This is a genomic window from Microbacterium sp. DMC48, from assembly GCF_056313825.1.
Genome location: NZ_JBQUZN010000004.1, coordinates 211,564 through 236,444 on the forward strand (window position 1 = coordinate 211,564; position 24,881 = coordinate 236,444).

Consider the following 24,881-nt stretch of genomic DNA (forward strand, 5'->3'; position numbering starts at 1 on the left):
GTGCGGATCGACGTCGTCACGATCTTTCCCGCGTTCTTCGACGTCCTGGAAGTCTCTCTTCTCGGACGGGCCCGCGGAGCGGGCATCCTCGACGTCCGCGTCCACGATCTGCGGGACTACACCCAGGATCGCCACCGCACGGTCGACGACACGCCGTACGGCGGCGGCGCAGGCATGGTGATGAAGCCCGAGCCCTGGGGCCAGGCATTGGACGCCATCGCGGCCGACGCTGCCGGGCCGCTCCGCTTCGTCTTCCCTTCGCCCGCCGGCGCCGTCTTCACGCAGGGGACGGCACGGAACTGGGCAACCGGCGGAGAGCATCTCGTCTTCGGATGCGGCCGCTACGAAGGCATCGACGAGCGCGTGTTCTCCTACGCGGCGACGTTGGGACAGGTCAGTCTGACCAGCATCGGCGACTATGTCCTCAACGGCGGCGAGGTGGCCGCGATGGCGATGATCGAGGCCGTGGGCCGTTTGATTCCCGGCGTCGTCGGCAATCCCGAGAGCCTCGTCGAAGAGTCTCACGAAGACGGCCTGCTCGAGTACCCCTCCTTCACGAAGCCCGCGGCGTGGCGGGGCTACGACGTACCCGACGTGCTGCTGTCGGGTCATCACGGCCGCGTCTCGCAGTGGCGTCGAGAGCAGCAGCTCGAGCGCACACGGGAGCGACGGCCCGATCTTCTCCCGTAATAGTCGGCGCGCCGGGCAGGAACTCGGCGCCGGCGCCTCAGTCGACGCCGAGGAACGAGCGATCGGTGAGGATGACGGGACCGTCGTCGGTGATCGCGACGGTGTGCTCGGCGTGAGCGCCGCGTGAACCGTCGGCGCTGCGCAGCGTCCAGCCGTCCGGGTCGGTGACGAGCTTGTCCGTCGTCTGCAGGAACCAGGGTTCGAGAGCCAGCACGAGACCGGCGCGCAGGGGGTAGCCGCGCCCGGGCTTGCCGTCGTTCGGGACGTGCGGGTCGCCATGCATCGTGCGTCCGACACCGTGACCGCCGAAGTCGGTGTTGATCGTGTACCCGTCGGCGTGCGCGACCTCGGCGATGGCGTGCGAGATATCGCCGATCCGCCCTGCCGTCGTTGCGACGCTGATCGCCGCATCCAAGGCGCGCTGCGTCGTGTCGATGAGAGCGAGGTCTTCGTCGCGCGGCGTCCCGACGATGAAGGAGACCGCCGAGTCGGCGACCCAGCCGTCGACGGCGACGGCGAAGTCCAGGGTCACGAGGTCGCCGTCCTGGAGGGCGTAGTCATGCGGCAGACCGTGCAGGACGGCGTCGTTGACTGACGTGCAGATGACCTTCCCGAACGGACTCGCGCCGAACGAGGGGTGGTAGTCGATGTAGCACGATTCAGCGCCTGCCCGCCGGATCAGGTCGTGCGCACGGCGATCGATGGTCAGCAGATTGGTGCCCACCTTCGTCTCGTCCCGCAGCGTCGCCAGAGTCTCTGCGACGAATCGCCCCGCGGGACGCATCGCCTCGAGCTCGGCGGGAGTGCGCAGTTCGATCATCGTGATCCTTTCGTCAGGATCCATTCTGTCTGACCGGCGTAGCATCGAAGGTATGTGGCTGCGTCAGACGTTCTTCCGGTGGCTGATTCCGGCGGCGTTCGTGCTGCCGTTGTGGCTCGTCGTCGGCTGGATCGTCTTCGGCGCAAGTCCCTGGGCGCTGCTGTGGGTTCTGCTGTCGGCGCCGATCGTCTTCGTCTGGCAGCTGGTGCTCGCTCTGCTCGTGCGCGCCCGCGGAACCGTCCGCGCCGAACGTGCCGTCTCGTGGACGGATGCCGGCCTCATCGGAGCTTGGCATGTGCTCGTCGTCGCGCTGGGCGTCTTCGACGGTCGGTGGTGGTGGCCCGCGCTGGCCGTGACCATCGTCCTCGGTGTCGTCGCACTGTCGTCGGCGCTGCGGCAGCTGTGGCGCGAGACGGGGCCGCGCGTCTCGATCCTGCGCACTGCCAGCGGGGTCGGCTACGTGCCGCCCGCGCGCCCTGAGCACACGGGCGGGTCGAATCCCGAGGAGATCATCGTCATCCGCGAGAACACGCCGCCCGGATCGTGAGACGCCGGTTTTGATGCGCTCGTCATCCATGGCAGAATGGCTGTTTGTGCCCTGAACAGGCTCTGCCTCAGGGGAGTACGGCGCCGGCAACGGATGCCTCGGGCACACGATACCTTTCCCAATCCCCATCTCGCGATCGACCTGTGGCGGTCGCAGGAAGTGACGATCATGCAGATTCTCGACGCCGTCGATGCGGCTTCGCTGCGCAGCGACATCCCCGTCTTCGCCCCCGGCGACACCGTCAAGGTGCACGTCAACATCACCGAGGGCAACCGTTCCCGTATCCAGGTCTTCCAGGGCGTCGTCATCGGCCGCTCGGGAGACGGCGTTCGCGAGACCTTCACGGTCCGCAAGATCAGCTTCCAGGTGGGTGTGGAGCGCACGTTCCCGGTGCACAGCCCGACGATCGACCACATCGAGGTCGTCACCCGTGGCGACGTCCGCCGCGCGAAGCTCTACTACCTGCGGAACCTCCGCGGCAAGAAGGCCAAGATCAAGGAGAAGCGCGACCGCTGACGCGCTCTCGCCTCGGATGCCCCGGACCCTGCGGTCCGGGGCATCTGTCGTCCGCACGCCACGGCGCATCCCGTCGGATGCGCGCTGCGCACAGCCGGCATGTGCGACCCTTGAGAGACGGCACAGACGGGTGCCGGGACCGAAGAAAGACAGGCATGAGCTCGGACAACACAACGGCCCCGGATACGGTGCTTCCCTCCCGTCAGCGCCGACGCCGCGGCGTCTGGCTGCTTCTGCGCGACGTGCTGGTGATCGTGGTGATCGCGGTGGTCGTCTCGTTCGTCATCAAGACCTTCCTGGTGCGCTCCTTCTACATTCCTTCGGGCTCGATGGAACAGACGCTGCTCATCAAGGACAGGATCCTCGTCGACGAGCTCACGCCGCATTTCGGGGGGTACCAGCGCGGTGACGTCGTCGTCTTCCGCGATCCCGGCGGATGGCTGCCGCCGGCGCCGGCGACCCCCGCCCAGCCGCCCCTGGCCCAGGCCGCCGATTGGCTGCTCTCACTCGTCGGCATCACAGCCTCGGACAGCGATGAGCACCTCATCAAGCGGATCATCGGCGTGGGCGGCGATCACGTCGTCTGCTGCAACGCGATCGGTCAGGTCACGGTCAACGGGACACCGATCGATGAGACCCCCTACCTGAATCTGTCTCCCGGCCAGAGCGCGCCGCGGCCGGTACCGTTCGATGTCGTCGTACCGCAGAACTCGCTCTGGGTGATGGGCGACAACCGCGACCACTCCCGCGACTCGCGCTACAACATGGATCAGCCCAACAAGGGGTTCGTGCCGTTGGGCAACGTCGTCGGGCGCGCTTTTCTCATCACCTGGCCGTTCGACCGCTTCGGCACCATCGACGGGCACCATGCCGTCTTCGCGGGGGTGCCGGCCCCCGGCGCCGGATGAGTGTCATCACGCCGCGGCTGACCGTCGAGCGGCGCCTGCTGCGTGAACATCCGATCGTCATCGCATGCGATGAGGTGGGGCGGGGCGCCCTTGCGGGTCCTGTCGCGGTCGGCGCGGCGGCGATCGGAGCTGCGGGTGTCCGGCGGCGGATCCCGGAGGGGCTGCGGGACTCGAAGCTCGTCGCCGCGCATCATCGGCACGCCGTCGCCGCGCGAGCGGCCGCCTGGGTCGACGCGTCTGCGGTCGGCTGGGCGAGTTCCGCAGAGATCGACGAGGTCGGGATCATGCGTGCGCTCGGGCTCGCGGCGTTGCGCGCCCTCGCGGATCTGCGCGCGCAGGGGTGCGTTCCCGACGAGGCGATCGTCATTCTCGACGGCAACCACGACTACATCACCGCGGCGGGCGGCACGAATCTGCGCGTCCAGCCGATCGTCAAGGCCGACCGCGACTGTGCGTCGGCCGCGGCCGCCTCGGTCGTGGCGAAGGTTGCGCGCGACGACCTGATGATGCGCCTGCACGACGAGCACCCCGTGTATCTGTGGGAGCGCAACAAGGGCTACGCCAGCCTCGAGCACCGCAGCGCGATCCGTTCGCACGGTCTCAGCCCCCACCATCGGGCGTCCTGGGCGATCGCCGACGCTCCCACGTTGTTCTGAGCGGATGCCGCGGCATCCGCTCCGCTGCTCCGCCCGCATAGGATGGGATCACCATGGACGACGAGGGCTTTGACGACTACGACCGCGAACTCGAGCTGGCGCTGTACAAGGAGTATCGCGATGTCGTCTCGCAGTTCGCGTACGTGATCGAGACCGAGCGACGCTTCTATCTCGCGAACGACGTGAATGTCGTGCGCCGCGACACCGAGCACGACTTCTACTTCGAGATCTCGATGACCGACGTCTGGGTGTGGGACATCTATCGCGCGGATCGTTTCGTGAAGTCGGTGCGCGTGCTCACCTTCAAGGACGTCAATGTCGAGGAGATGCAGCGCCGGGACTTCCAGCTTCCCGACGAGCTCGCTCTCGACTCCTGACCCGCGCGTCCCTCAGATCGCCTCCTCCTCCCCACTCCTGCCTTGTGCGGGAATGTCCACCGAACGCCTGAGATCCCGAGGTGCGCGGCGGACGGGCCGGCACGCTTGTTCCCATGGCAGCCAAGGATGAACGCGGACGGTCGGGCGAAGCGCGAGCGGCGCAGTACCTGAGCGATGCCGGGTACACGATCCTCGCGCGCAACTGGCGTTGCGCTGTCGGAGAGATCGACATCGTTGCTCTGCGCGACGACGAGGTGGTCATCGTCGAGGTGAAGTCCCGACGCTCCGACTCGTACGGCCATCCGTTCGAAGCCGTCGATGCGCGAAAGCGCGCGCGACTGTGGCGTCTGGCGACCACGTGGGCAGCCGTGCACCCCGCCGCCCGCGGTCGTCGCCTGCGCGTGGACGTCATCGGCGTCACCGGCCGCGACGCGACGACTGCGCGTATCGAGCATCTCGAGGATGTCCGATGACGGTGGGCAGGACCTGGGGGGTCGTGTTGACGGGGCTCCGCGGTGATCTGGTCGAGGTCGAGGCCGACCTGTCCAGCCAGACACCGGCATTCGTGATCATCGGGCTCGCCGACAAGGCGATCGCCGAGGCGCATCAGCGGGTGCACAACGCCTGCGCCAACAGTGAGCTGCCGCTGCCGCGGCGAAAGCTCACCGTCAACCTGTCGCCGGCCAACCTTCCCAAGCAGGGCTCCGCGCTCGACGTGGCGATCGCGGTTGCTGCACTCGCCACTGAGCACGATCTCGATCGCGCCTCGCTCGCACAGACGGCCCACATCGGCGAACTCGGACTCGACGGTCGACTGCGGCCCGTCGCCGGGGTACTGCCGGCGGTCGCGGCCGCTGCCCGGGTGGGCATCCGCAGGGCCGTGGTGCCGTTCGCCAACCGAGAGGAGGCTGCGCTCGTGGAGGGCGTCGAGGTGCTGGGCGCCGTCTGCCTCCGCGATGTGGCACGCTGGCACGGCCTCGATGTCGACGAGGTGTCGCTCGAACCCGTTCCGCACCCGGGGGTGGGAAGCGCGCCGTCTTCCGCCGCCGTCCCCGATCTGTCCGACGTGATCGGGCAGGCCGACGCGGTCGACGCGCTGACAGTCGCGGCAGCGGGTGGGCACCACGTTCTCATGAGCGGTCCGCCCGGTGCGGGCAAGACGATGCTCGCGCGGCGGCTGCCCGGTATTCTGCCCGGTCTCGATGACGACGATGCCGTGCAGGCGGCGTCGTTGCGCTCGCTGGCGGGGGAGCGGGTCGACACGCTGAGTCGGACGCCTCCTTTCGAGGCGCCCCATCACAGCGCCAGCGCGACGGCGCTGATCGGAGGTGGAAGTCGCACCGTGCGGCCGGGCGCCATCGCCCGCGCGAGCGGGGGAGTCCTCTTCCTCGACGAGGCTGGCGAGTTCGCCCCGCACGCGCTGGACGCGCTGCGTCAGCCTCTGGAGTCGGGACTGATCGAGATCCACCGTGCCGGCTTTCGTGCAGTCTTTCCGGCACGTTTTCAACTGGTGCTCGCGACGAACCCGTGCCCGTGCGGCAACTACGGCGTACCGGCCGCCGAATGCACGTGTCCGTCTCTGGCGATCCGGCGCTACCTCGGAAAGCTGTCGGGTCCGCTCCGTGACCGCATCGACATCGAACTCGGGCTGCGGCGGGTCTCGAGCGCGCAGAGCGCGACGTCGACCGCAGTCACCTCGTCGGCGCAGGTCCGGGAGCAGGTCGGTAGCGCTCGTGAGCGCGCCCGCCACCGTCTGCGCTCGACCCCCTGGCGCACGAACGCACAAGTCTCCGGTCCCTGGCTGCGCAACGGCCCCCTGGCCGCGGATCCCGACATCCGCCGGCCCCTGGATGCCGCGCTGCACCGCGGCGCGCTGACCTTACGAGGCTACGACCGCGTATTGCGCGTGGCGTGGTCGGTCGCAGATCTCGCCGGTCACGATCGGCTGCGCGCCGCTGATATCGGGCGCGCGCTCTACCTCAAGAAGGGTGTGGAGGCATGAGCATCAGGCCCGAAGCCGACGCCGCTCGTGCGGCTCTTGCCGGCCTCGTCGGCGACGGACTGTCCGACGAGAAGATTTGCGCCGCGTCGGCAGCGGCGATCTGGTCGACGCTGGTCGAGCCGGGCGACGGCACGGCGGGTGCGCTGATCGCGCAATACGGTGCGGTCGAAGCGCTGCAGCGTGTCGAGGTCGACAGCACGTCGGCACTCGCCCGCGGCGCGGGGCTCACCGAGCAAGACGTCAGCGCGGCGCGAGCCCGTTGGCTGCCCCGACGCGGTGACGTCGACCGCGCCTTGGCAGCCGCACGTCGAGCGGGAGCTCGACTCCTCATGCCGGGCGAGGACGTCTGGCCGCGCGCGCTCGACGACCTCGGAGTGCATGCACCCGTGTGCCTGTGGGCGCGCGGTGACGCCGACGCGCTCTCGGGCCCCGCCGCTCTCGCGCTCGTCGGCGCCCGCGCCGCAACGGCATACGGCACGCAGGTCGTGACAGAGCTCGCCGCGGAGGCGGCGACAGCCGGAGTGGTCGTCGTCTCCGGCGCGGCCTACGGCATCGACGCTGCGGCGCACCGGGGGGCACTGCGAGCCGACGGCACGACAGTCGCTGTCCTGGCTGGCGGCGTCGACCGCCCCTACCCTTCGGGTCACGACGAGCTGATCTCGGCGATCGTGCGGACGGGAGTCGTTCTGGCCGAGGTCCCGTGCGGCACGGCCCCGACCAAGTGGCGCTTCCTCGCGCGCAACAGGATGATCGCGGCGCTGGCGGGCGCGACGATCGTCGTCGAAGCTGCCCACCGCAGCGGTGCGCTGAACACCGCCCACCACGCCGCTGCACTCGGACGCGCCCTCGGCGCCGTTCCGGGGCCCGTCACCAGCGCCGCATCGGCCGGCTGTCATCGGCTTCTGCGCGACGCGGACGCCGTGTGCATCACCTCCGCCGCTGATGCCTGGGAGCTGCTCGGAATCCTGGGCGGCCCCGGCGGCGAACCCGGTGCTGACCATGGGGAGCGCATCGACGAGCGCACCAGAGTGCTCGACGCGCTGAGCGGACGCCGCGCACGGGCGACCGCGGAGATCGCACGCCTTTCGGGGCTCTCCGCAGCAGAAACCAGCAGCATCCTCGGGCTGCTCGACCTGGATGGACGTGTCGAGCGCCTCCCGGACGGGTGGCGACGGCGGTCGGGGCCTGGAGCCGTGCGACTGTGGTGATGCCTTCCCCGTGGGAACCTCGTGTCGGCGAAGGGCGTCGTCGTCGGTGCGCCGTCTCCCATGCTGTCGTCGTGCGCGAGATGCTGTTGCGGTGAGACTCTCCGACGCCGCCGACGCGTATGCGCGCGAGCTCTCGGACGTGCGCCGACTGTCCCCGGCCACCGTGCGCGCGTACAGCGCGGACCTGCGCGATCTCCTCGCGGTGATCGGTGACCGCGAGCTGGCCGATGTCGATCTCGAACATCTGCGGGAGTGGCTGTGGGTGGCAACGCGTCGCGGCGATGCGCGGTCGACGCTGGCGCGGCGAACGGCGGCCGTCCGCGGATTCTTCGCGTGGGCTCGGCAGACGGAGCGCATCGGCGCCGATCCGTCGCTGCGTCTGGTGGCGCCGCGACGCGGGCGGCCGTTGCCGAAGGTGGCGACGGCACCGGCGATGGCCGCCGTTCTCCGGGACGCCGAGGTGCGCGCTGACGGCGGCGATGCCCTTGCGCTGCGGGATGCGGCGCTCGTCGAACTGCTCTACGCCTCCGCTCTTCGCGTGTCCGAGCTCTGCGGAGCGGATGTCGACGACATCGACCGCGACCGCCGCACGGTCCGCGTCGTCGGGAAGGGCAGAAAGGAGCGTGTGGTGCCGTACGGTTCTCCCGCCGCCCACGCACTCGACGCCTATCTGGCGCGCGGACGACCCGCGCTGGCGGCCCGCGGTTCCGGCACGCCGGCGCTGTTCGTCGGAGCTCGCGGCGCGCGACTCGGTGCCCGCTCCGCCTATGACGTGGTCGCACGCGTCGTTGCTCCCGCGGTCGGACAAAGCGTGGGGCCCCACACGCTGCGCCACTCGGCCGCCACGCATCTGCTCGACGGGGGAGCCGACCTCCGCACGGTGCAGGAGATGCTCGGACACGCCAGTCTCGGGACGACCCAGATCTACACGCACGTGTCGGCGGAGCGACTGGCCGCGGCGTACCGCCTCGCTCATCCACGCGCGTAGACGGAGCACTACCCTGCTCTCATGAAGATTCGCGTGCTCGCCGTCGCTGCCGCCGTCATCGCCGCGTCTCTTCTCGCCGGCTGTGCAGGCGAGGGCGCGCCCCGACGCACCGTCGTCCCGACCCCGGACGCCACCTCCGCCTCCACCCCCGACGCCACCTCCACCCCGACGCAGCCGGCGTCGGACCCGGACACCGGGGCACCGACCAGTGCCGTCTCGACCACCCCGGTCGCGTGCACGAACGGACTCGCCACCGTCGCTGGCGCCGCGGGACGGTACGCGCTGTCCGGAGACTGCGCGGCGGTGACGATCGCCGGCAACGACCTCTCCCTGCAGGTCGACGGATCGATCGGAACGATGACGCTCCAGGGAGACCGCAGTCATGTCACCGGTGGGGCCGACGTGTCGACCATGGTCGTCGAAGGTCAGGACAATTCCCTCGCCATCGCGAAGGTCGACGACCTCACGATCCGCGGGCAGCGCAACAGCATCACCAGCACCACGGATCTGCCGCGCCTGCAGATCGCGGGAAGCGGCAATACGGTCGCCGCCGCCGGTGTGGGCAGCGCCGAGGTCAGCGGAACCGGCAACACCTATCCCGGGTCCTGACCGACCTCGCAGCACGGTAGCAGCACCGCTCGCGGCAGCCCGCCCAGCAACCGGAGCGGATTGAGATAGACGTCGTCGCGGCGGGCTCCCAGATGCAGGTCACCGGGCGTCGTGTGACCACCCAGCCCCACGGTGCCCACCCACTCGCCGCGTTGCACCCGCGCTCCCACCGGCACGCCGGCGTGCACGGGCTCCATCGTCGATACCAGTCCATTGCCGTGGTCGATCGTGATCAGCGGGCGATCGACCACCACCCCGGCGAAGGCGACGATCCCGTCGTCGGGTGCCCGCACGTCCGCGCCCACGTCGCTGGACAGATCGATGCCTCGGTGTCCGGGTCCGTAGGCATGGGCGGGCGCACGGTAGGCCACCGTGATGAGCGGCGGCGAGACCGGCCACCCCCACCGACCGCGCATGTCGTCGGAGGCATCCGCCACGACCAATGCGCCCTGCCCTCCGCTGCCGGCGGCAGCGGAGGCACCGCAGACGAGGCCGAGGCTCACCGCCAGCACCGCGATACTCGCCGCGCCGACGCGCCTGGCCACATCACCCCGTCGGTGCCCGTTCATCCCTTCAGCCTCCGCGCCGACGCCGACGGACCTCGACAGCCACCGACATCTGTGGACGGGCGAGGTGCGCCGCACGTCGGGGGAGGAGGCCCCGCGGCTGATACACTGACTGAGCACCCCGCTGGTCGGGGTGACTCCGCGTGCCCACAGCGGCGCCGTCCTCGGACGGATGCCGCGGCATCCACACCCTGAGGTCTCCCCGCGACAGCGGTGAGCGGGTGTGCGCCGGGCGCCAGGCGCACGGGACCATCCGGTCCTCGCGATCAACCCAACGAAAAGGAGAACGGCCATGGCCGTCGTCACCATTCGCCAGCTGCTCGACAGCGGCGTGCACTTCGGACACCAGACCCGCCGGTGGAACCCGAAGGTGAAGCGCTTCATTCTCACGGAGCGCTCCGGCATCCACATCATCGACCTGCAGCAGTCGCTGTCGTACATCGACAAGGCGTACGAGTACGTGCGCGAGACGGTCGCCCACGGGGGCACCGTGCTGTTCGTCGGCACCAAGAAGCAGGCTCAGGAAGTCATCGCCGAGCAGGCGACGCGCGTGGGCCAGCCCTACGTCAACCAGCGCTGGCTCGGCGGCCTTCTGACGAACTTCTCGACCGTCAGCAAGCGCCTCGCCCGCATGAAGGAGCTCGAGGAGCTCGACTTCGACAACCCGGCCGACAGCGGCTTCACCAAGAAGGAGCTCCTGCTCAAGAAGCGTGAGCTGGACAAGCTGCACAAGTCACTGGGCGGTATCCGCAACCTGCAGAAGACGCCCTCCGCGATCTGGGTCGTCGACGCCAAGCGCGAGCACCTCGCCATCGACGAGGCAAAGAAGCTCGGCATCCCCGTGATCGGCATCCTCGACACGAACGCCGACCCGGACGAGTTCCAGTTCCCGATCCCGGGCAACGACGACGCGATCCGCTCGGTGGGCCTGCTCACGCGCATCATCGCCGACGCCGCCGCCGAGGGTCTCATCCAGCGTCACCAGCCGACCGACGAGTCCGCCGACGCCGAGCCCCTCGCCGATTGGGAGCGCGAGCTGCTCGAGACTCCCGTCGTCACGGACGTCGCCGAGGTCGAGACCATCGCCACCGAGTCGGCCGCCGACGCCGCGGGCGCCGAGGCCAAGGCCGAGGGCGACGCCGCAGCGACCGCTGCCGAGTAAGACCACGTCGCCGGTGCGAAGCCCATCCTGAGGGACGGCTTCGCACCGGCATCCCACGAGAACTCACGACACGCAAGGAGCCACCACCCATGGCAAACTTCACCATCGCCGACATCAAGGCCCTGCGCGAGCAGCTCGGCACGGGCATGGTCGACACCAAGAAGGCGCTCGAGGAAGCCGACGGCGACCTCGAGAAGGCCGTCGAGATCCTGCGCCTGAAGGGCGCGAAGGGCAACGCGAAGCGCGCTGACCGCTCGACGAGCGAAGGCCTGGTCACCGCTGTCGAGAAGGACGGCAAGGTCACCATCCTCGAGCTGAACACCGAGACCGACTTCGTCGCCAAGAACGAGCGCTTCATCGCGCTGGCCGACAAGGTCCTGGCTGCGGCCGCGGCCGTGGGCGCCGACTCGGTCGAGGCGGCTCTGGCCGCGGATGCCGAGGGCAAGACCGTCGCCGACCTCATCTCCGACGAGGCAGCGATCATCGGCGAGAAGGTCGAGCTGCGTCGCGTGCGCACGATCGCGGGTGACAAGTTCGAGATCTACCTGCACAAGACGAGCAAGGACCTGCCGCCGCAGGTGGGTGTCGTGCTCGCCTACACGGGGGACGACGCCGAGACCGCGCGCTCGATCGCTCAGCACATCTCGTTCGCCAACCCGACGTACCTCTCGCGTGAGGACGTCCCCGCCGAAGAGGTGGAGAAGGAGCGCGAGATCGTCACGGAGATCTCCCGCAACGAAGGCAAGCCGGAGGCCGCGCTGCCGAAGATCGTCGAGGGTCGCGTGAACGCCTTCTTCAAGCAGGTTGCTCTGCTCGATCAGGACTACGCGAAGGACAACAAGCTGTCCGTCGCCAAGGTCGCCGGTGACGCCGGAATCACGATCACCGACTTCGCCCGCTTCAAGGTCGGCGCGTAAGTCGCCTCAAGGGGTCCGCATTCACCGAATGCGGACCCCTTTTCCATGCCCCGCCTTCGATAGTCTGCATCTCGACGAGAGGAACCCCCCTGTGACCGATGAGAACACCGGACGCCGTCGCGTCCTCCTGAAGCTGTCCGGAGAGGCCTTCGGAGGAGGTCAGCTCGGGGTCAACCCCGACGTCGTCGGTCAGATCGCGCGCGAGATCGCCGCGGCGGTCGATCGGGTGGAGATCGCCATCGTCGTGGGCGGCGGCAACTTCTTCCGCGGTGCAGAGCTGAGCCAGCGCGGCATGGACCGTGGACGTGCCGACTACATGGGCATGCTCGGCACGGTAATGAACGCCTTGGCGCTGCAGGACTTCCTCGAGCAGGCGGGAGCTGCGACACGCGTTCAGTCCGCGATCTCGATGACCCAGGTCGCCGAGCCCTACATTCCTCGGCGGGCGGAACGCCACATGGAGAAGGGCCGGGTCGTGATCTTCGGTGCCGGCGCCGGTCTTCCCTACTTCTCGACCGACACGGTCGCCGCCCAGCGCGCACTGGAGATCGGGGCGGACGAGGTGCTCGTCGCCAAGAACGGCGTCGACGGCGTCTACACGGCCGACCCCAAGACCAATCCCGATGCCGAGCGGATCGACACCATCACCTATCGCGACGCCCTCCAGCGCGGGCTCAAGGTGGTCGACTCGACGGCCTTCAGCCTCTGCATGGACAACGGCATCGACATGCGCGTGTTCGGCATGGAGCCGGCGGGCAACGTCACGCGCGCGCTGCTCGGCGAGTCGATCGGCACGCTCGTCAGCGTCTGAGCGACGGGGCGCCCCGCACTAGACTCGATCTGACGTACCGAACGAATGGAGTGACCGTGATCGCCGAGATCCTGGCCGACACGTCCGCCCGCATGGACCGCGCCGTGGAGGCCGCGAAGGACGACTTCGCGACCGTGCGCACGGGACGCGCGAACCCCCAGCTCTTCCAGAAGATCCTGGTCGACTACTACGGGTCGCCGACGCCGCTGTCGCAGCTGGCGTCGCTGAACACGCCCGAAGCACGCACGCTCGTCGTGACGCCGTACGACAAGTCGGCACTGAAGGCGATCGAACAGGCGATTCGCGACATGCCGAACCTGGGCGCGAACCCCACGAACGACGGCAACATCATCCGTGTCACGATGCCCGAACTGACGGCGGACCGCCGCAAGGAGTACGTGAAGCTCGTGCGCTCGAAGGGTGAAGACGCGAAGGTGCACCTCCGCGGCATCCGTCGCAAGGCGAAGGACGAGCTCGACGCTCTCAAGAGCGAGGTCGGCGAGGACGATCTCGTTCGCGCCGAGAAGGAGCTCGACGGCGTCACGCGCAGCCATGTCGACGAGATCGATGAGGCTCTGAAGCGCAAAGAAGCCGAGCTTCTCGAGGTCTGAGGACGTGCCCACCACCGACTCGCCAGGGGATGCCGGGACCGGAGGCGCTTCGGACCCGGAGGGGGATCGTACGCGCTCCGCAAGCCCGGCGAGCTTCCAGGCTCACGTGCGCGCCGCGCGCACCGAGATCGAGCACCAGATGGACCGGGCTCGGGCGGACTTCGAAGAAGTCACAGATCGCATCAACGCGCGCACCGGTCGCAACCTTCTGATGGCGATCCTCATCGGCCTCGCCGTCGGAGCGGTCGTGCTGGGCTCGTTGCTCTTCATCAAGTGGCTCTTCCTCGTCTTCGCCGTGCCGGTGTGTCTGCTCGGAGTGTTCGAGTTCAGCCGCGCGTTGCAGACGGCGGGCCGGCGCGTCGATGTGTGGCCGCAGATCGTCGCCGGCGCGGTCATCATGCTGTCGGCCTTCTTCGCCGGCCACCTGACCCATTGGGCGCTCACCTTCGGCGCTGTCACCGCGGTGATCGTCTGGCGGCTTCTCGCCCAGATGGTGGCTCGTGACGGCCGCCGCTACGGCGAGGTCCTCGGCGATGTGCTGATCGCCGGCTTCCTCCCGCTGTACGTGCCGTTCCTCGCCAGCCTCGCGCTCGTCCTGCTCCGCCAAGACCAGGGCGAGTACTGGGTGCTCGGCATGCTGATCGCGGTCGTCGCGACCGACACCGGGGCCTACGCGTCCGGGCTCGCGTTCGGATCGCATCCGATGGCCCCGCGCATCAGCCCGAAGAAGACCTGGGAAGGGTTCGCCGGGGGAGCCGTCGCGACGCTCGTCGCCTCTGTCCTGTGGGCGCTGTTCATGCTCGGCATCCCGTGGTGGGCCGGCGTGGTCTTCGGACTGCTGATCTTGGGATGTGCAACCGTGGGCGACCTCGGCGAGTCGATGATCAAGCGCGATCTGGGCATCAAGGACATGAGCTCGTGGCTGCCGGGCCACGGCGGCGTACTCGACCGACTGGACTCGATTCTGCCCTCCGCCGCAGCCGCTCTCGCCCTTTACTTCCTCTTCTTCCCCCTGGTGGTCTCATGAACGACGCCCCCGAGACGAGCGCGACGCCGTTTCCGCTGACAACCGGCCGCACCCGCGGCTACCGTGCGGATGCGGTCGACGACTTCCTCGCCCGTGCTCGCGCCGCGTTCGAGTCCGGCGACTCGACGGAGATCGATGCGTCGGCCGTCCGCACGGCCGCGTTCCCGCTGGTGCGCCGCGGATACCAGGTTGCGGCGGTGGATGCCGCGCTCAGTCGCATCGAAGACGCGTTCGCCGCCCGTGAGCGCGAGCAGGCGCTGTCGCGCCGTGGCGCTCGGGCGTGGGTCGGACAGTCGCGCAAGCTGGCCCAGGAGGTGCTCGATCGCCTCACCCGCCCCAAGGGGCGCCGCTTCCGTCGTGTCGGGCTGCTGCGCTTCGGCTACCGGGTCGACGAGGTCGATCTGGTCGCCGACAAGATCGCCCGCTTCCTCGAGAACGGCGAAGCCGTGACCGTCGACCAGGTGCGCTCCGTCGCCTTCCGCATGCAGCGGCGGGGCTACAGCGAGGCGCAGGTCGACGCCGTCCTCGACGCGACGGTCGAGGTCATGCTCGCCGTCGTCTGAGCCGACCCGCCTGACACGCCCAACGCCGGGCGCTAGAATCGGAGGACTGTGACTGCCGACGCCGATCTGACGCCCGCCAGCGCCGACGTCCCTGCGACGCGTGCCGCGCGGAGGAACCACGTCGCCGGGCGTCGCGTCCGTCCAGCCGCGACGACGGCAAAGTGGTCGCGCCGACGCGGCGTCATGAGCGTCTTCGCGGTCCTGGCCGTTCTCGGCTTCGGCGCCGCCTACATCGGCCCGATGACGGCGGCGAGCCCGCGCGCGCACGCCGCAGAGGTGGCTCCGATCTCCCTCTATGCGTCCACCATCGCGAACGCACAGGCTTACCTCGCCGCATCCGACCAGACAGTCGGACTCGGACGAGACGGCGTCGTGTACAGCGTGTACGTCACACCCAAGCCCACCCCCACCCCGACGCCGTCAGCGGCGACGGGGTCGTCCGCGTCGAGTTCGTCGTGGTCGCCTCCGTTCGTCGCACCCGATCCGGGCACGGCGCAGTCGATCGCCTACGCCATGGTGCAGCAACGCGGTTGGGGCGACGACGAGTTCGCCTGCCTGGTGGCGCTGTGGAACAAGGAGTCCGGATGGCGTGTGGGCGCGTACAACGCCGGAAGCGGTGCCTACGGCATTCCGCAGGCGCTTCCGGGAAGCAAGATGGCATCCGCGGGCGCCGATTGGGAGACCAACCCCGCCACGCAGATCGCCTGGGGTCTCGGCTACATCGGCGGACGCTACAGCAGCCCGTGCGGGGCGTGGTCGCACTCACAGTCCACGGGGTGGTACTGAGAAGATGCCGCGCGCGAACCGACGGCAGCCCTCACCAGCCGACGATTCGTTCGATCGGCTGCTGAGCGGCTGGAAGCGCACCGAGAGCCGGCGCGGCGCGGAATGGACCGTACAACCCGTGAGCGCCGTACAGGCGCAGAAGAACTACACGTGTCCCGGGTGCGGTCGGTCGATCTCGCCCGGCACGGCCCACGTGGTGGTGTGGCGTGCCGATGGCGTCCTGGGCGACGCCGCGGATCTGGCCGCGCGTCGGCACTGGCACACGGCTTGTTGGAAGGTGGCATGAGATGGAGATTCGCGGACCGGTGCTTTTGCCCGCCCGGCGTGAGGAGATCGAGCTTCAGACCCTCGACGGGTTGACCCTCGTGGGCGAACTCGCCCTTCCCGAACAGCGCGACCCCGTCGCGACGCTCGTGACACTGCATCCGCTGCCGACGGCCGGCGGGTTCATGGACTCGCACATCCTGAGAAAGGCAGCCGGACGGCTGCCGGCTCTGGCCGACCTTGCGGTCCTGCGCTTCAACACGCGCGGCACGACATCGCCCCGCGGAACGAGTGAGGGAGCCTTCGACGGCGGACGCGCCGAAGAGTTCGACGTCGCCGCGGCGCTCGCTTTCGTCGAGGCGCGAGGGCTGCCGCATCCTTGGCTAGTGGGATGGTCTTTCGGTACCGAGCTCGCTCTCAAATACGGCCGGGATCACGCGATCGACGGCGTCATCCTGCTCTCACCGCCGTTGCATCGTGCGACGGCAGAGGACGTCGCCGCGTGGCAGGGGGAGTCTCGGCAGCTGGTGGCGCTGATCCCGGAGTTCGACGACTACCTTCGCCCTGAGCAGGCTCGGGACCGCTTCGCGCCGGTCGACCACGCGAGAGTGATCGCCGTCGACGGGGGCAAGCATCTCTGGGTGGGGGAGACGCAGACCCGCCGCGTTCTGACGGAGATCGTCGCAGCCGTCAACCCGGACGCGCTGCCCCTCGCCACCGAATGGGACGAGGGATAGGACTCAGCGCTCGTTCTGACGGGGAATGATGACCTGCCGGTAGATGATCAGGACGCTGGCCGCGACAGGAATCGCGATGAGCGCGCCGAGAAGCCCGAGGAGGGCGCCGCCGGCCAATGCGGCGATCACGACGACGGCGCCGGGCACCGACACGGCACGATTCATGATGCGCGGCGACAGGATGTAAGCCTCCACCTGCATGTACACGACGTACCAGACGAGTGCCACGATCGCCGTCAGAGGCGAGCTGAGCCCGGGGATGAGACAGGTGAGCACGATGATCGCCGAGCCGGTGAGGGTGCCGACGAGGGGGATCAGCGAGAAGAAGAACGCGATCACCGCCAAGACGGCCGGGAACGGGGCGCCGATGATCGAGAGGAACGCGGCGCTGAGCACACCGTTGATCGCACCGAGCGTGACCTGACCCATGACGTAGTGACCCACGGATGCGGTGATCTGCTCGGAGAGATCGATGTATCGCGCGCGCTTCGAGGCGGGCACGAGCTGAGCGGCAGCCGCCTTCAGCGAAGGGGTCGAGGCCGTGAAGTAGATCGTGAGGATCAGGATGATGATCGCGCCGGTGATGAGCGAGATGATCGAGGCGCCGATGCCGAGGATCACGTTGCCGGCAGAGGTGCCGATCTGAGCGAAGTCCAGGCTGTTGAACCAGTCGGATGCGTACTTGAACGCCATGTCGACGTCCAGCGCGGGGAAGGTCGAGTGCAGCCACTTCGACAGATCGTCGACGGGGTTCCATGACCCGTTGACTGCGCTGTCGATGAGGCGCTGGACCTGTGTGATCAGCTGCGCGATCTGCCCCACGAGGACCGGGATGACGATCAGCACGATGCCGGTGAACACCGCCAGCACGGCGGCGAAGGTGATCAGAAGCGCTGCCCACCGCGGCAGACGGCGGCGCTCGAGCCAGCTCACGAGAGGATCGAGGCCGAGCGCCAGGAAGAGAGCCGTCCCCACGTACAGCAGAATCGTCGACAGCGACTGCACGCTGGAGATGAGCAGGATGCCGACCCCGACGCCGAGAGTGGCGACGAGAGCCGTTCGGAACGGATGCTGCAGCTTCATGGTGATGTCAGAATACGCACCGAGCGGCGCTTTTCCCGTCAACACGGCCACGCAGTTCCACCGCAGGGCGAGGGTGCTCCCGGGCGACGCACAGCAGGATGTCGCTAGGCTGGAATGTCGATTGCGCGCCGCGATCCCGTCTGCGGTGCGCGCGGGAGGTGTCTTACGTGCGTTTCGTCTGGGCTGTGACAGCCTTCGTGCTGGCTGCGGTCATGATCGGTGCCGGCATCGCCCAGCGCACCGTGCTGCAGGGTCCGCGCACCGAGAGCGAGACGATCTCCGTCACCGGCGACGCGCCGTACATCCTGATCGACGGCAGCGTGCTCAACAGCCACAGCGGATCGCAGACTCTCCGCGTTCAGGAAGCGGGCACGATTTTCGCGTCCTACGGGCGCACGGCCGACCTGAAAGCGTGGTTGACGCCCTCGTCGTACACCCACGTGAACCTCGACGGGGGCGCCACCACGACGACAGCGGTCGCGGCGAAGAACCCGCCCGCGGCCGGCAGCGCGCCGATCACGCCCGTCGGCTCCGACCTCTGGCTGGACGAGTTCCAGCAGGACGACGTCCTCATCACCCCTCTGCAGCTTCCCGCGGACATGAGCCTGCTCGTCGCCACTGACGGAGTGAAGCCGGCACCGAGCAGCCTCACCCTCAGCTGGCCGACGGGCGCGACCACTCCCTGGGCGGGGCCGCTCATCGTGCTGGGCAGCATCTTCCTGCTGGTCGGCATCATCGTGTACGTCCTCGGCGTGCGACATGCGCGCCGATCGCGGGGACCGCGCCGCAAGGGCCTTCCCATGCCCGTGACCGAGCCCATCGACGTCGCGGTCACGGATGCCGACAAGGGTGTCATCAGCGCCACGCCCTCGCGGCGTCAGCTGACGCGCGGCAAGCGCGCACTGCTCGCGGCTCCGGCCCTCGGCGTCGCCGCGTTGCTGTTCACCGGCTGCACCGCGGACGCATGGCCTCAGCTGGCCGGCACCCCGACCCCCACGGCATCCGAGAGCGTCGTCGTGCCGCAGGATCAAGGACAGCCCGCCGTGACGCAGCAGCAAGGCGAGCGCATCCTCACGCGGATCTCCGAGCAGGTGGCGAAGGCAGACGCCGCGAAGGATCCTGCGGCGGCCGCGCTGCGGTTGACGGGATCGGCACTGGCGGCTCGAGAGACCGACTACAAGCTGCGCGACGTCGCCGGGCACACCGCGCTGAACGCCGTGCCGGACAAGCCGGTGAAGATCATTCTCCCCGAGGCCTACGACGGGTGGCCGCGCACGTTCTTCGCTGTCATCGAGACGGGGGACGTCATTCTGAGCGTGACCCAGGAGGACCCCTGGTCTCCGTACAAGGTGAGCAGGGAAGCCGAGCTGGTGTCGCAGGCCAGTCTCAACCTCGCGCCCTCCTACGTCGGCGCGATCTCCATCGACCCGGAGTCGCCGTTCCTCGCGCTGGCTCCCAACAAGGTGGCCGCGGCCTACGCCGACATCCTCACCAACGGCGACAGCAGCGCGTTCGCAGCACAGTTCGACTCGACGAACGACCCCTTCCGCAAGCTGGTCGCGGACAACCGCGCCACGCGACTGCAGGCGTTCAATCAGACCGGGGCGCAGACCGGGACGCTGACCTACGCCGCATCCGCCGGCCCGGACGAACCCATCTCGCTCGCCACGCTGGATTCGGGAGCGATCGTCGCGGTGACCGTGCATGAAAGCGACACGGTCAAGCCCACGAACACCGACGCGGTCATCAAGCTCGACAACAACGCAATCGTGCAGTCCCTCACCGGAGTGAATCAGTCCTCGACCGGTTTCACGACGACCTTCGTCGACCAGCTCTTCTTCTTCGTCCCTTCTCAGAGTTCCAGCAAGCGCATTCAGCTGCTGGGATACTCGACCTCCATCCTCGACGCGAAAGTAGCCCCCTAAGTGAGCGATCCCACCTCGGGCGCCGTGCTGCGCGGTGCCGTCGACCTGTCGTCTTTGCGTTCGCGCCCGTCGGCACCGGCCGGTACGGCGTCGCCGGCCGCGGGCTCCCGCGCGTCGCTGATCTTCGATGCCACCGACGAGAGCTTCGGCCAGGTGCTCGAGCTGTCGCGATCCGTGCCGGTCGTGGTCGACTTGTGGGCCGAGTGGTGTGGCCCCTGCAAGCAGCTGAGCCCGATTCTCGAGAAAGTCGTGACCGAGCTCGACGGACGTGTGGTGCTCGCCAAGGTCGATGTCGACGCGAACCCTCAGCTCGCCCAGGGCTTCCGCGCGCAGTCGATCCCCATGGTCGTCGCCCTCGTCGCGGGGCAGCCCGTTCCGCTGTTCACCGGCGCGGTGCCGGAGCAGCAGGTCCGCGACGTCTTCGCCCAGCTGCTGCAGCTGGCTGCCCAGAACGGCGTCACGGGCACGGTCCCCGTCGACGGGGCGTCCGAGCCGGAATCCGACGAGCCCGTCCTGCCCCCGCGGCACCAAGAGGCGTTCGATGCGATCGAAGCGGGTGACTACGCGCGTGCCGTCGCGGCGTACGAAGCGGCGCTTGCGGAGAACCCGCGCGACGACGAGGCTCGGGCCGGTCTCGGCCAGGTACGTCTCCTGCAGCGCGTCCAGGGCCTGGATCTCCAGCAGGCACGGGATGCCGCGGCATCCGCGCCCCGCGACATCGATGCGCAGTTCGCCGTGGCCGACCTCGACGTCGTCGGCGGTCACGTCGACGACGCGTTCGCGCGCCTGCTCGACCTGTTCGCCGTGCTACCCGCGGATGAGCGCGGCGCCGTGCGCGACCGCCTCGTCGAGCTCTTCGGACTGATCGGCGACGGCGACCCGCGCGTCATCCGCGCCCGTGGTCGTCTGACCTCACTGCTGTTCTGACACGGAACGTTCCGGCACCGGTCGCCGGCTGTTAGGCGGAGCGGCCGAGCCAGAGCACACCGAGCGGCGGCAGAACGAGCGTCGCGCGCCCGTTGTCATCGGCGTGCACGGTCCCGAAGTTGCCCACTCCGGAGCCGCCGTAGGCCTCCGCATCGGAGTTGAGCAGTTCCCGCCACGCTCCGCCGGCGGGCAGGTCCAGGGCGTAGTCGTGAAGGGGAACACCGGAGAAGTTGCAGATGACGACCACGGTGTTGCCCCGGTCGTCATCCCGGGCGAAGGCGATGACGTTCGGGTTCCAGGTGGGGGCCCCGAGGCGCCGGAAGGCGGAGCCGTCGCTGTCGCGCGCCCACAGCGGTGAGTTCTCCCGGTAGACGCGATTGAGCGCAGCCACGAAGTCGAGGAGCTGACGGTGCGGCGGCTGATCGAGCATCCACCAGTCCAGTCCTCGCCCCTCCGACCATTCGGACAGCTGCCCGAAGTCCTGGCCCATGAACAGCAGCTGCTTGCCCGGATGACCCCACATGTACGCCAGGAAGGCGCGGGTGTTGGCGAGCTTCTGCCAGTGATCACCCGGCATCCGTGTGAACAACGTGCCCTTCCCGTGAACGACCTCGTCATGGCTGATCGGAAGGACGAAGTGTTCGCTGAAGGCGTACACGAAGGAGAAGGACAGTTCGCCCTCATGATGGCCGCGGTACATGGGGTCACGCTTGATGTACTCGAGCGAGTCGTTCATCCAGCCCATGTTCCACTTGAGACCGAAGCCGAGGCCTCCGGCGCTCGTGGGCGCCGTGACGCCCGGGTAGCTGGTGGACTCCTCCGCGATCATGGCGATGCCGGGGTAACGCTTGTATGCGGTGGCGTTGACCTCCTGAAGGAACCGGATGGCCTCCAGGTTCTCGCGACCGCCGTAGATGTTCGGCTCCCACTCGCCGGCTTCGCGCGAATAGTCGAGGTAGAGCATCGAGGCCACGGCATCGACGCGCAGCCCGTCGACGTGGAACTCCTCGAACCAGTACAACGCGTTGGCCACGAGGAAGTTGCGCACCTCGTTGCGGCCGTAGTCGAAGATGAGCGTGCCCCAGTCCTTGTGCTCGCCACGGCGGGGATCGGGGTGCTCGTAGAGGGGGTCGCCGTCGAAGCGGGCGAGAGCGAAGGCGTCTTTCGGGAAATGGCCCGGAACCCAGTCCATGATGACGCCGAAGCCGCCCTGGTGCAGGCGGTCGATCAGATAGCGCAGGTCGTCGGGGCTGCCGAAACGGCTCGTCGGCGCGTAGTAGCCACTGACCTGATAGCCCCATGAGCCGCCGAACGGATGCTCGGCCAGCGGCAGGAACTCGACGTGGGTGTAGCCGGTCTCGGTGAGATAAGCGATCAGGGGCTCGGCCGCGTCCCGGTAGCCGAGTCCGGGTCGCCACGACCCGAGGTGGAGCTCGTACGTCGACATCGGCTGGGACAGGACATCGCGGCCGGCGCGGGCGGCCATCCACTCCTCGTCGCCCCAGCTGTACGCGCTTTCGGTCACGACGGAGCCGGTCGCCGGCGGGACCTCGGCACGCTGGGCCATCGGATCGGCCTTGAGAATCCAGCCGCCGTGGCGCGTGAGGATCTCGTACTTGTAGACCGTGCCGGCAGTGAGCCCGGGCACGAACAACTCCCAGACACCGCTGGAGCCGAGGCTGCGCAGCGCGTGCCCCTGGCCGTCCCACGCGTTGAAGTCGCCGACCACGCGAACCGCGCGCGCATTCGGAGCCCACACGGCGAACGACACACCGCTGATGCCGTCGTAATGACGCACGTGCGCGCCGAGTGCCTGCCAGAGCTGCTCGTGCCGACCCTCCGCGATCAGGTGGCGGTCGACGTCGCCCAGGGTCGGAAGGTGACGGTAGGGATCGTCGACGCGGTAGTCGGCACCGCCCTCGTAGGTGGCCACCAACTCGTACACCCGCGGCTGTGTCGGGCTTTCGCCCTCCCAGATTCCTCCGCGCACGTGATCGAGCGCGATCTCGGTGCCGTCGTCCGCGACGGCCGTCACCGACGACGCCATCGGCCGACGCGCACGGATGACCCACGATCCATCGGCGCGCTGATGCGGACCGAGGACGTCGTGCGGGGCGTGATACGAACCCGTCGCGACCGTGTCGAGGACCTCGTCCGAGATATCGCTCATCGCGTCTCCTTCACGTGCAGGATGTGAACGGGTTCGTCGAATGCGTCGAGACGGACGAAGTTGTCCTGATTCCAGGTCCAGCTCGCGCCGGTCACGAGGTCTTCGACGACGTAGTCGGCGCCGCGGGCAACGCCGAACACGGTGGAGTCGATGTGCACCGTGGTCTGGCGGGTCGAATGCGGGTCGACATTGGCGACGACGATGATCGTGTCGTCCACGCCGTCGACGCTCAGCGCCGCGGGAAGGTGCTTGACGTAGACGAGGATCGCGTCGTCGTCGCTCCAGTGGAGAGAGACGTCACGCAGCTGTCGCAGCGCCGGATGAGCGCGGCGGATCTCGTTGAGGCGCGTCAGGTAGGGCGCGATGGAAAGGCCCTGGGATGCCGCGGCATCCCAGTCGCGCAACTTGTACTCGTACTTCTCGTTGTCGATGTTCTCTTCCGACCCCGGCCGGGCCACGTTCTCGATCAGCTCGTAGCCGGCGTACACGCCGTAGGAGGCGCCGGCGGTGGCGGCCAGGGCTGCCCGGATCTTGTAGGCGGGGCGCCCCCCGTACTGGAGGTACTCGGTGAGGATGTCAGGCGTGTTGACGAAGAGATTAGGCCGCATGAAGTCGGCGGTGTCGTGGGACACCCAGCGAAGGAACTCCTCCAACTCCGCCTTGGTGTTGCGCCACGTGAAGTACGAGTAGCTCTGCTGGAAGCCGGCCTGCGCGAGCGCCTGAAGAGGAGCTGGACGAGTGAAGGCCTCGGCCAGGAAGATCACGTCCGGGTGCTCGGCATTCACCGTGGCGATGAGCCATTCCCAGAACTGCAGCGGCTTCGTGTGCGGGTTGTCCACGCGGAAGATCTTCACGCCCTGCGCGATCCAGTGCCGGACGATGCGGAGGACTTCGGCGCGAATGCCCGCAGGATCGTTGTCGAAGTTGATCGGGTAGATGTCCTGGTACTTCTTCGGGGGATTCTCCGCGTAGGCGATCGTGCCGTCGGGCAAGGTGGTGAACCACTCCGGGTGAGCAGCGACCCACGGGTGATCGGGCGCCGCCTGAAGAGCGAGGTCGAGCGCGACCTCGAGTCCCTCGGTCCGCGCCGCACGGACGAAGGCCCGGAAGTCTGCGAGGGTGCCCAGGTCGGGGTGCACCGTGTCGTGGCCGCCGGCTGCCGACCCGATGGCCCACGGCGAGCCGGGATCGCCCGCGGCGGCGGTCAGCGTGTTGTTGGGTCCCTTGCGGTTGACCTCGCCGATGGGGTGAATCGGCGGCAGGTACAGCACGTCGAAGCCCATCGCGGCGACCGCCGGCAGCCGCTTGGTGGCCGTGCGGAAGGTGCCGCTCTTGATCGATCCGTCCTTCAATCGCTTCGCGCCCTCGGACCGAGGGAAGAACTCGTACCAGGCGCCGACGCCCGCGCGCTCCCGCTCCACGAGCAGCTCGAGATCGGGGCCCACGGTGACGAGCGACTGCAGGGGACGTGCGTCGAAGTACGCGGCGATCGCGGGGTCGCGGACGATGGCCAACGCCTCGTCATCGCTCGTCTCCGGGTCGCGCAGCGCGCCGGCGGCAGCGCTCAACGCCTTGCGTTCGGCTGCCGGGCGATCCTTCTCCCGCGCCGCATCGGCGAACAGTCTCGCGCCCATCTCGCGCATGAGCGGGGTGTCGACCCCCGCCGCGATCTTCACGTCGGCCGCGTGCTCCCACGTCGCGACATCGTCGCCGAACGCTTCGAAGCGGAACCGCCAGATGCCCTCTTCCAGGGGAGCGATGTCGACGCTCCAGCGGTCGAAGCCGTCGCCGCGTGCAGACAGCCGGTGCAACGACTCCTCTCCGGAGGGGGAGAAGAGCCGCACGTGCACGCCGATGAGGTCGTGGCCCTCGCGGAAGGCGGTGACGGTGAACGCAACGGCTTCGCCGGAGAAGGCGGATGGCCGAAACAGCGCGTCCGGCACGGACGGGTGCGGCAGTGCCATCGGGATCCGTCCCGCCCGCGTGTCGGTGACGCCCCGCCAGACGGTGA

At 68.7% G+C, this 24,881-nt stretch carries 27 protein-coding genes; 22 read left to right on the forward strand and 5 right to left on the reverse strand.

The genetic code is table 11. The annotated features are described in order from the left end of the window. Window positions 1-690, forward strand: a complete 690-nt coding sequence (gene trmD, locus ACT53O_RS06255) for a tRNA (guanosine(37)-N1)-methyltransferase TrmD (RefSeq protein WP_112931396.1) — start codon at window positions 1-3, stop codon at window positions 688-690. Between the two features lie 37 nt (window positions 691-727). On the opposite strand, the gene map is transcribed toward trmD, so the two are convergent. Next, window positions 728-1,510 (reverse strand): type I methionyl aminopeptidase, encoded by a 783-nt coding sequence (gene map / locus ACT53O_RS06260; RefSeq protein ID WP_036317104.1) that lies wholly within the window; start codon window positions 1,508-1,510, stop codon window positions 728-730. A gap of 52 nt (window positions 1,511-1,562) precedes the next feature. Between map and ACT53O_RS06265 the strand changes: the two genes are divergently transcribed. From ACT53O_RS06265 to ACT53O_RS06310, 10 genes are all read left to right on the forward strand, one after another. Beyond that, window positions 1,563-2,057 (forward strand): hypothetical protein, encoded by a 495-nt coding sequence (locus ACT53O_RS06265; RefSeq protein ID WP_039416884.1) that lies wholly within the window; start codon window positions 1,563-1,565, stop codon window positions 2,055-2,057. A gap of 168 nt (window positions 2,058-2,225) precedes the next feature. Further along, a complete protein-coding gene (rplS, locus tag ACT53O_RS06270; RefSeq protein ID WP_036317132.1) occupies window positions 2,226-2,573 on the forward strand; it encodes a 50S ribosomal protein L19 in 348 nt (115 codons plus the stop codon). 155 nt (window positions 2,574-2,728) lie between these two features. Next, window positions 2,729-3,481, forward strand: a complete 753-nt coding sequence (gene lepB / locus ACT53O_RS06275) for a signal peptidase I (protein ID WP_135949136.1) — start codon at window positions 2,729-2,731, stop codon at window positions 3,479-3,481. Beyond that, window positions 3,478-4,137 carry a ribonuclease HII gene (locus ACT53O_RS06280; protein ID WP_036316629.1) on the forward strand — a complete coding sequence of 220 codons (660 nt, stop codon included), beginning with the start codon at window positions 3,478-3,480 and terminating at the stop codon, window positions 4,135-4,137. The genes lepB and ACT53O_RS06280 overlap by 4 nt, the downstream gene beginning before the upstream one ends. Before the next feature lie 53 nt (window positions 4,138-4,190). Next, window positions 4,191-4,514 (forward strand): DUF2469 family protein, encoded by a 324-nt coding sequence (locus ACT53O_RS06285; RefSeq protein WP_005050243.1) that lies wholly within the window; start codon window positions 4,191-4,193, stop codon window positions 4,512-4,514. Between the two features lie 113 nt (window positions 4,515-4,627). Then, window positions 4,628-4,987 (forward strand): YraN family protein, encoded by a 360-nt coding sequence (locus ACT53O_RS06290; RefSeq protein WP_378793480.1) that lies wholly within the window; start codon window positions 4,628-4,630, stop codon window positions 4,985-4,987. Further along, window positions 4,984-6,516 (forward strand): YifB family Mg chelatase-like AAA ATPase, encoded by a 1,533-nt coding sequence (locus tag ACT53O_RS06295; protein ID WP_135949138.1) that lies wholly within the window; start codon window positions 4,984-4,986, stop codon window positions 6,514-6,516. Before ACT53O_RS06290 ends, ACT53O_RS06295 begins: the two co-directional genes overlap by 4 nt. Beyond that, on the forward strand, window positions 6,513-7,724 hold the full coding sequence (gene dprA / locus ACT53O_RS06300) for a DNA-processing protein DprA (RefSeq protein WP_476151600.1): 1,212 nt from the start codon (window positions 6,513-6,515) through the stop codon (window positions 7,722-7,724). Before ACT53O_RS06295 ends, dprA begins: the two co-directional genes overlap by 4 nt. A gap of 91 nt (window positions 7,725-7,815) precedes the next feature. Continuing rightward, window positions 7,816-8,712: a tyrosine-type recombinase/integrase gene (locus tag ACT53O_RS06305; protein WP_036316638.1), complete on the forward strand. Its 897-nt coding sequence runs from the start codon at window positions 7,816-7,818 to the stop codon at window positions 8,710-8,712. A gap of 21 nt (window positions 8,713-8,733) precedes the next feature. Further along, complete coding sequence (locus ACT53O_RS06310; RefSeq protein WP_294944174.1) at window positions 8,734-9,321, forward strand: hypothetical protein; 588 nt, start codon at window positions 8,734-8,736, stop codon at window positions 9,319-9,321. Here the strand turns inward: ACT53O_RS06310 and ACT53O_RS06315 are convergent. Next, window positions 9,306-9,890, reverse strand: coding sequence for a murein hydrolase activator EnvC family protein (locus ACT53O_RS06315; RefSeq protein WP_244295648.1), 585 nt, complete (start codon window positions 9,888-9,890; stop codon window positions 9,306-9,308). The two genes, ACT53O_RS06310 and ACT53O_RS06315, sit on opposite strands and share 16 nt — an antisense overlap. 289 nt (window positions 9,891-10,179) lie before the next feature. Here ACT53O_RS06315 and rpsB point away from each other — a divergent pair, with 289 nt between their 5' ends. The 9 genes from rpsB to ACT53O_RS06360 all read left to right on the forward strand — a co-directional run bounded on the left by rpsB (window position 10,180) and on the right by ACT53O_RS06360 (window position 16,765). Continuing rightward, window positions 10,180-11,049 (forward strand): 30S ribosomal protein S2, encoded by an 870-nt coding sequence (gene rpsB, locus ACT53O_RS06320; protein ID WP_036316642.1) that lies wholly within the window; start codon window positions 10,180-10,182, stop codon window positions 11,047-11,049. A gap of 89 nt (window positions 11,050-11,138) precedes the next feature. Next, the gene (gene tsf / locus ACT53O_RS06325) at window positions 11,139-11,966 is read left to right on the forward strand and encodes a translation elongation factor Ts (RefSeq protein WP_036316645.1); all 828 of its coding nucleotides are present in this window, start codon (window positions 11,139-11,141) and stop codon (window positions 11,964-11,966) included. A gap of 91 nt (window positions 11,967-12,057) precedes the next feature. Next, entirely contained in the window at window positions 12,058-12,777 is a 720-nt protein-coding gene (pyrH, locus tag ACT53O_RS06330) for a UMP kinase (protein ID WP_036316647.1), read from the forward strand. Between the two features lie 56 nt (window positions 12,778-12,833). Next, a complete protein-coding gene (gene frr, locus ACT53O_RS06335; protein ID WP_036316663.1) occupies window positions 12,834-13,388 on the forward strand; it encodes a ribosome recycling factor in 555 nt (184 codons plus the stop codon). 4 nt (window positions 13,389-13,392) lie between these two features. Next, window positions 13,393-14,415: a phosphatidate cytidylyltransferase gene (locus ACT53O_RS06340; RefSeq protein WP_036316648.1), complete on the forward strand. Its 1,023-nt coding sequence runs from the start codon at window positions 13,393-13,395 to the stop codon at window positions 14,413-14,415. After that, window positions 14,412-14,978, forward strand: a complete 567-nt coding sequence (locus ACT53O_RS06345; protein ID WP_036316650.1) for a DivIVA domain-containing protein — start codon at window positions 14,412-14,414, stop codon at window positions 14,976-14,978. The genes ACT53O_RS06340 and ACT53O_RS06345 overlap by 4 nt, the downstream gene beginning before the upstream one ends. Before the next feature lie 48 nt (window positions 14,979-15,026). Then, window positions 15,027-15,764: an aggregation-promoting factor C-terminal-like domain-containing protein gene (locus tag ACT53O_RS06350; protein ID WP_239498585.1), complete on the forward strand. Its 738-nt coding sequence runs from the start codon at window positions 15,027-15,029 to the stop codon at window positions 15,762-15,764. 4 nt (window positions 15,765-15,768) lie between these two features. Continuing rightward, on the forward strand, window positions 15,769-16,050 hold the full coding sequence (locus ACT53O_RS06355; protein WP_476151601.1) for a hypothetical protein: 282 nt from the start codon (window positions 15,769-15,771) through the stop codon (window positions 16,048-16,050). A 1-nt stretch (window position 16,051) separates the two neighbouring features. Continuing rightward, complete coding sequence (locus ACT53O_RS06360) at window positions 16,052-16,765, forward strand: alpha/beta hydrolase (RefSeq protein WP_036316654.1); 714 nt, start codon at window positions 16,052-16,054, stop codon at window positions 16,763-16,765. 3 nt (window positions 16,766-16,768) lie between these two features. Here ACT53O_RS06360 and ACT53O_RS06365 read toward each other — a convergent pair whose 3' ends face one another. Continuing rightward, a complete protein-coding gene (locus ACT53O_RS06365) occupies window positions 16,769-17,848 on the reverse strand; it encodes an AI-2E family transporter (RefSeq protein WP_036316666.1) in 1,080 nt (359 codons plus the stop codon). A 167-nt stretch (window positions 17,849-18,015) separates the two neighbouring features. On the opposite strand from ACT53O_RS06365, the gene ACT53O_RS06370 reads away from it, so the two are divergent. Both ACT53O_RS06370 and ACT53O_RS06375 read left to right on the forward strand, forming a co-directional pair. Beyond that, the gene (locus tag ACT53O_RS06370) at window positions 18,016-19,773 is read left to right on the forward strand and encodes a DUF8094 domain-containing protein (protein ID WP_476151602.1); all 1,758 of its coding nucleotides are present in this window, start codon (window positions 18,016-18,018) and stop codon (window positions 19,771-19,773) included. Then, window positions 19,774-20,700 (forward strand): tetratricopeptide repeat protein, encoded by a 927-nt coding sequence (locus ACT53O_RS06375; protein ID WP_476151603.1) that lies wholly within the window; start codon window positions 19,774-19,776, stop codon window positions 20,698-20,700. Window positions 20,701-20,731: 31 nt separating this feature from the next. On the opposite strand, the gene glgB is transcribed toward ACT53O_RS06375, so the two are convergent. Both glgB and ACT53O_RS06385 read right to left on the reverse strand, forming a co-directional pair. Next, window positions 20,732-22,870, reverse strand: coding sequence for a 1,4-alpha-glucan branching protein GlgB (gene glgB, locus ACT53O_RS06380; RefSeq protein WP_476151604.1), 2,139 nt, complete (start codon window positions 22,868-22,870; stop codon window positions 20,732-20,734). Next, the gene (locus ACT53O_RS06385) at window positions 22,867-24,834 is read right to left on the reverse strand and encodes an alpha-1,4-glucan--maltose-1-phosphate maltosyltransferase (RefSeq protein ID WP_476151964.1); all 1,968 of its coding nucleotides are present in this window, start codon (window positions 24,832-24,834) and stop codon (window positions 22,867-22,869) included. The genes glgB and ACT53O_RS06385 overlap by 4 nt, the downstream gene beginning before the upstream one ends. Window positions 24,835-24,881 lie beyond the last annotated feature (47 nt).